This window comes from Mesorhizobium sp. M7A.F.Ca.CA.004.06.1.1 (assembly GCF_003999135.1).
Classification (GTDB): Bacteria; Pseudomonadota; Alphaproteobacteria; order Rhizobiales; family Rhizobiaceae; genus Mesorhizobium.
In genome coordinates, this window is sequence record NZ_RZPQ01000455.1 from 1 (window position 1) to 4,807 (window position 4,807).

The window sequence follows — 4,807 nt, forward strand, 5'->3', positions numbered from 1 at the left end:
CATTCGCACTGCCTTTGCTTGGATGGAGAAGGGCAGGGAATTGGCAGTTCGGTACGGCAAGTGAAAACGGAAGAAACCGATAGCGCTATCGGAAACGCCGATGATGCAGGGCGATCAGTTGCCGCAAGCGGCGAAGGCAGCGCCCGGGTTCCAGTCCTTGAAAGCGATGGCCTGGCCTTCGACCGAGACGGTCTTGTGCTTGGTGCTGCCGTCCGGCTGCTTTTCGCTGCTGGTGCCTTTGCCGGTCAGCACATTGTACTCGCAGGCGCTTTCGGCATTCTCCTTCAAATAGTCATCATGGTTATAGGCGAAGCCGGCGACGATGAAGGCACCGTTGCGCCAGGCGATGGTCAGCGTCATGTCGGTCCGTTCGCTGCCGACCGGCATCGCTGGCAGGTAGAATTTGATCGAACCGTTGGGCAGCATCGTCAGTTCCGGCTCGGTGTCGGAGTTCTCGTAGCCCGGCCGGTCGTAGCCGTTCCATTCCCCGTGGACCTGCTCGTGCACGATCTCGACAGGCTTGAGGTAATTGTGCTCCTTGTCCCTGAGGAAGAAGTGGACGTCCATCGGCTGGCCGGGCTCGGTCTCGACCACCATGGCAAGATCGACGGCGCCATCGCCGTCGAAGTCGCCAGTCACAGCCGTGACGATTTTCCGGGTTTCGATCGGCTCCGCAAGGGCGAGGCTCGGCAACAGCAAAGATAGAAAAGCGAGCAGCAGAGATTTCATGGTGGCATATTCCCCCAGACTGACACCTTGCGGTTCTATAGCATGGCGGTGGAATATCGCGCGCCCTCTCTTCTCCCCGACGAAGTCGCGCGGGATGCTTTCCTTAGCTTGTGGTGACGCAACTGACGAAAACTGACAGCGATCTGTGCCACATGCCGGGCGATGACGATGGGCACAACGCGGGAGGCAATACGACAGTGGGAGCAGGAACTATGGTGGCGCGAGCGGCACTGAACAAACAGGCCGGCTAATGGCGCCGGTCAAGGTCGATCCCGACAAGGTGCACGAGTTTCCGGATGCGGGCAGCTTCTACGCCTGGCTCGGCAAGCACCACGCCACGGAAACCGAAGTGTGGATCAAGGTTCACAAGGTGGGGTCGGGACTGAAGTCGATCACGCCGAAGGAAGCCATCGACGTGGTGCTGTGCTTCGGCTGGATCGACGCGGTGCGCAAGGGGCTGGACGACAAGAGTTTCCTGCAGCGCTACACGCCGCGCAGCCGGAAGAGCATCTGGAGCCTGATCAACATCGACAATGTCGCGCGGCTGGTCGAGGAGGGCCGCATGACCGAGCATGGGCTCAAACAGGTCGAGGCGGCCAAGGCGGACGGGCGCTGGGCGCGCGCCTATGGCAGCGGCAAGCAGATGAAGATCCCCGATGATTTGCAAGCAGCCATAGACGCCGAACCCGCCGCGAAGGCGATGCTTGAAAAACTCAGTGCGCAAAACCGCTTCGCACTCGCCTTCCGCACCCACAACATGAAGACCGAGGCCGGGCGCAAGAAGAAGATCGAGACGTTTGTAGCAATGCTGAAGCGCGGCGAGACGATCCATCCGCAAGGCAGGAAGTAAGCCGCTCAGGCTCTTTCTGCGGCGAGGGGCATGCGTTGCGCATGCGGCCCGCCACCCGATCCCTGGGCAGATTGTGATCGGCACTCAGCGTCGCATGAAGTGCTTCAGTATCTGAATCGCCGAATTGTTATAAGCATCTGTTTTTATGCGGATTTGACAGGTGTCTGTCGCGCATTTCCTCCGGCATTGCGTAGCCAAGAAAAAAGCCGCCCTCGCTTTTGCGAGCGGCGGCCTTTTCCCGGGAGGAAGTCAGGAAGGAGGGGCGATCAAGCAGCCTTGGCGTGCTTGATGGTTCAAAGGCAGATACTATTGGTTCAGGTCGACCGGTGTCACGCCAAGGAGTTTCAAGGCGTTGGCGTAGGTCCTGATGCCTTGGGCCTGCTTTCGCTCGGCACAAAACCGGTTCGCCTTGTCCTGGAGTGCCGTTGCCTCGGCGATCTGGCTTGCGCTCGTGCCTGGGACGGCTTTCGTCTGGATGGCTCCGTCGAGTTGAAGGCCGAGCTGGCTGCAATATTCGCTCCGGGTGACCGCTGCTTCCGCCCCCGACTCTGCGACCGCCAGCATGGCGAGCGAAATGCCTGTCAGGGCACCCATCCATCCGGTCGAGCGTCGTTGCATGTTTCGGGACCATTTCTTCGCGTTGTGCAGCAGCCTGCTTGACCGCCGCGAGGGTGGTTATGACAGGCGATGTTTTCGCGAGTTTTTCCCGGATGTTGAATCTTGTTTCTGGAGTGTGTCTGGGTGGGGTTGTCCCTTCTCCCCCTGTGGGAGAAGGTGGCCTCGCGAAGCGAGTCGGATGAGGGGTGTTCCAGGGAACACCAACGTCTCATTCGCTGGAACACCCCTCATCCGTCTAGGCGCTGACGCGCCGATCCACCTTCCCCCACAAGGGGGGAAGGCAAGGGCGTTCCGCTGTATGCGGCGCTTGCGCCTCTTCCTTTGCGGCCATCCTTCGCGTAAGGCGCCGGGCAAATCCTTTCACGCAAGCATATAGCCCGGACACCGCATGATCAGACTTGAAAGCATCAGCAAGCAGAACGGCCGTCAGCTTGTCTTCATCGAAGCGTCGGCCTCCCTGCAGAAGGGCGAGAAGGTCGGCCTCGTCGGGCCGAACGGCGCCGGCAAGACGACGCTGTTTCGCATGATCACCGGGCAGGAGCAGCCCGACGAAGGCCAGGTGCAGGTCGATCGCGGCGTCACCATCGGCTATTTCAGCCAGGATGTCGGCGACATGGAAGGCCACAGCGCTGTCGCCGAAGTGATGAACGGCGCCGGGCCGGTGTCCGAAGTCGCGGCCGAAATGGCAGCCCTCGAGGCGGCCATGGCCGATCCCGACCAGGCCGACCAGATGGACGAAATCATCGAAAAATATGGCGAGGCGCAGCACCGCTTCGAGGAACTCGACGGTTATGCGCTGGATGGCCGTGCGCGGGAAGTGCTGGACGGTCTCGGCTTTTCGCAGGAGATGATGGACGGCGATGTCGGAAAGCTGTCCGGCGGCTGGAAGATGCGCGTGGCGCTGGCCCGCATCCTGCTGATGCGGCCCGACGCCATGCTGCTCGATGAGCCATCGAACCATCTCGACCTGGAGAGCCTGATCTGGCTGGAATCCTTCCTGAAAAACTATGACGGCGCGCTGCTGATGACCTCGCACGATCGCGAGTTCATGAACCGCATCGTCAACAAGGTGGTCGAGATCGACGCCGGTTCGCTGACCGCCTATTCCGGAAACTACGAATTCTACCAGCAGCAGCGGGCGATCGCCGACAAGCAGCAGCAGGCACAGTTCGAGCGCCAGCAGGCAATGCTGGCCAAGGAGATCGCCTTCATCGAGCGCTTCAAGGCGCGCGCCTCGCATGCCGCGCAGGTGCAGAGCCGGGTGAAGAAGCTGGACAAGATCGACCGCGTCGAGCCGCCGAAGCGCCGCCAGACGGTTTCCTTCGATTTCCTGCCGGCGCCGCGCTGCGGCGAAGATGTCGTGACGCTGAAGAACGTCCACAAGGGCTATGGCAGCCGCTCCATCTATGAGGGGCTCGACTTCCAGGTGCGCCGCCGCGAGCGCTGGTGCATCATGGGCGTCAACGGCGCCGGCAAATCGACGCTTCTGAAGCTGGTCGCCGGCGCTTCCGAGCCCGACACCGGCACGGTCGCGCGCGGCCCAAGTGTCAAGATGGGTTATTTCGCCCAGCACGCCATGGAGGTGCTGGAAGGCGAGCGCACGGTGTTTCAGACACTGGAGGACGCGTTTCCGCAGGCCGGCCAGGCGCCGCTCAGGGCACTTGCCGGCTGCTTCGGTTTTTCCGGCGACGAGATCGAGAAGAAATGCCGCGTGCTGTCAGGCGGCGAGAAGGCGCGGCTGGTGATGGCGCTGATGCTGTTCGACCCGCCCAACCTTTTGGTGCTGGACGAGCCGACCAACCATCTCGACATCGCCACCAAGGAGATGCTGATCACCGCGCTGTCGCAGTACGAGGGCACCATGCTGTTCGTCTCGCACGACCGGCATTTTCTGGCAGCGCTTTCCAATCGCGTGCTGGAACTGACGCCCGAAGGCATCCACACCTATGGCGGCGGCTATACTGAATATGTCGAGCGCACCGGCCAGGAAGCGCCGGGGCTCAGGAGCTAGGTAAATGATAAGGGCGGCGTCGGCTCGAAGCCGGCACCGCCCTTTGAATATGGTCCGGCTGGAATGACGGCCTTACTCGAACGAGATGGCCATGCCGCTGAGGTCGGCGTTGACCTGCAGGCCGACTTGCTTGCCCGTGAGTTCGAGTTGGGCGCCCTTGTCATTGGTCATGATGATCACCTGGGCTCCCTTGCCGATCGTGCCGCCGCCGCCGGCTGCTCCGTAGACCCCGGTCACGTCGCGGGCGCGGCGGATATGGCGAACCGTGCCGCGGAAATATGTCTTGGACACGCCGAAAGCCAGGCCTCCGGACACGGCGCCGATCGAGATCGGGTAGCTCTTGCCATGGAAGGTGAAGGTGCCCTTGCCGCCGGAGCCACCGACGAAGAAGGCCGCCTTGTAGACGGCGAAGCGGATCGTGCCGCTGTCGGCATGCGCGGCGCTGGCAAAGCCGATGCTCGCGGTGGCGATGGCGGCAACCGCGATGGAACGAAATCCGGATGAAATCTTCATGGTGAGAACTCCTCAATGTCGCCGCTTTGCCGGCCGCGGCGTGGGATCAAAGTTACAACTGAACAATCTCGCCCGCGATTTGGTTC

The 4,807-nt window shown here is 61.8% G+C and carries 5 protein-coding genes; 2 read left to right on the plus strand and 3 right to left on the minus strand.

Features of this window, described 5'->3' with window-relative positions:
- Positions 1-114: 114 nt before the first annotated feature.
- Positions 115-729 carry a hypothetical protein gene (locus EN906_RS23225; protein WP_127267004.1) on the minus strand — a complete coding sequence of 205 codons (615 nt, stop codon included), beginning with the start codon at positions 727-729 and terminating at the stop codon, positions 115-117.
- A 250-nt stretch (positions 730-979) separates the two neighbouring features.
- On the opposite strand from EN906_RS23225, the gene EN906_RS23230 reads away from it, so the two are divergent.
- Positions 980-1,579 carry a YdeI/OmpD-associated family protein gene (locus tag EN906_RS23230; RefSeq protein WP_127267003.1) on the plus strand — a complete coding sequence of 200 codons (600 nt, stop codon included), beginning with the start codon at positions 980-982 and terminating at the stop codon, positions 1,577-1,579.
- A 306-nt stretch (positions 1,580-1,885) separates the two neighbouring features.
- Here EN906_RS23230 and EN906_RS23235 read toward each other — a convergent pair whose 3' ends face one another.
- A complete protein-coding gene (locus EN906_RS23235; RefSeq protein ID WP_127267002.1) occupies positions 1,886-2,173 on the minus strand; it encodes a hypothetical protein in 288 nt (95 codons plus the stop codon).
- Between the two features lie 412 nt (positions 2,174-2,585).
- On the opposite strand from EN906_RS23235, the gene EN906_RS23240 reads away from it, so the two are divergent.
- Positions 2,586-4,208 (plus strand): ABC-F family ATP-binding cassette domain-containing protein, encoded by a 1,623-nt coding sequence (locus EN906_RS23240; protein WP_127267001.1) that lies wholly within the window; start codon positions 2,586-2,588, stop codon positions 4,206-4,208.
- 72 nt (positions 4,209-4,280) lie between these two features.
- On the opposite strand, the gene EN906_RS23245 is transcribed toward EN906_RS23240, so the two are convergent.
- Positions 4,281-4,721, minus strand: a complete 441-nt coding sequence (locus EN906_RS23245) for a hypothetical protein (protein ID WP_127267000.1) — start codon at positions 4,719-4,721, stop codon at positions 4,281-4,283.
- Between the last annotated feature and the right edge of the window lie 86 nt (positions 4,722-4,807).

Coding starts and splice junctions, on each gene's coding strand:
- EN906_RS23225 (WP_127267004.1), bottom strand. CDS start 729: ATGAAATCTCTGCTGCTCGCTTTTCTATCTTTGCTGTTGCCGAGCCTC.
- EN906_RS23230 (WP_127267003.1), top strand. CDS start 980: ATGGCGCCGGTCAAGGTCGATCCCGACAAGGTGCACGAGTTTCCGGAT.
- EN906_RS23235 (WP_127267002.1), bottom strand. CDS start 2,173: ATGGGTGCCCTGACAGGCATTTCGCTCGCCATGCTGGCGGTCGCAGAG.
- EN906_RS23240 (WP_127267001.1), top strand. CDS start 2,586: ATGATCAGACTTGAAAGCATCAGCAAGCAGAACGGCCGTCAGCTTGTC.
- EN906_RS23245 (WP_127267000.1), bottom strand. CDS start 4,721: ATGAAGATTTCATCCGGATTTCGTTCCATCGCGGTTGCCGCCATCGCC.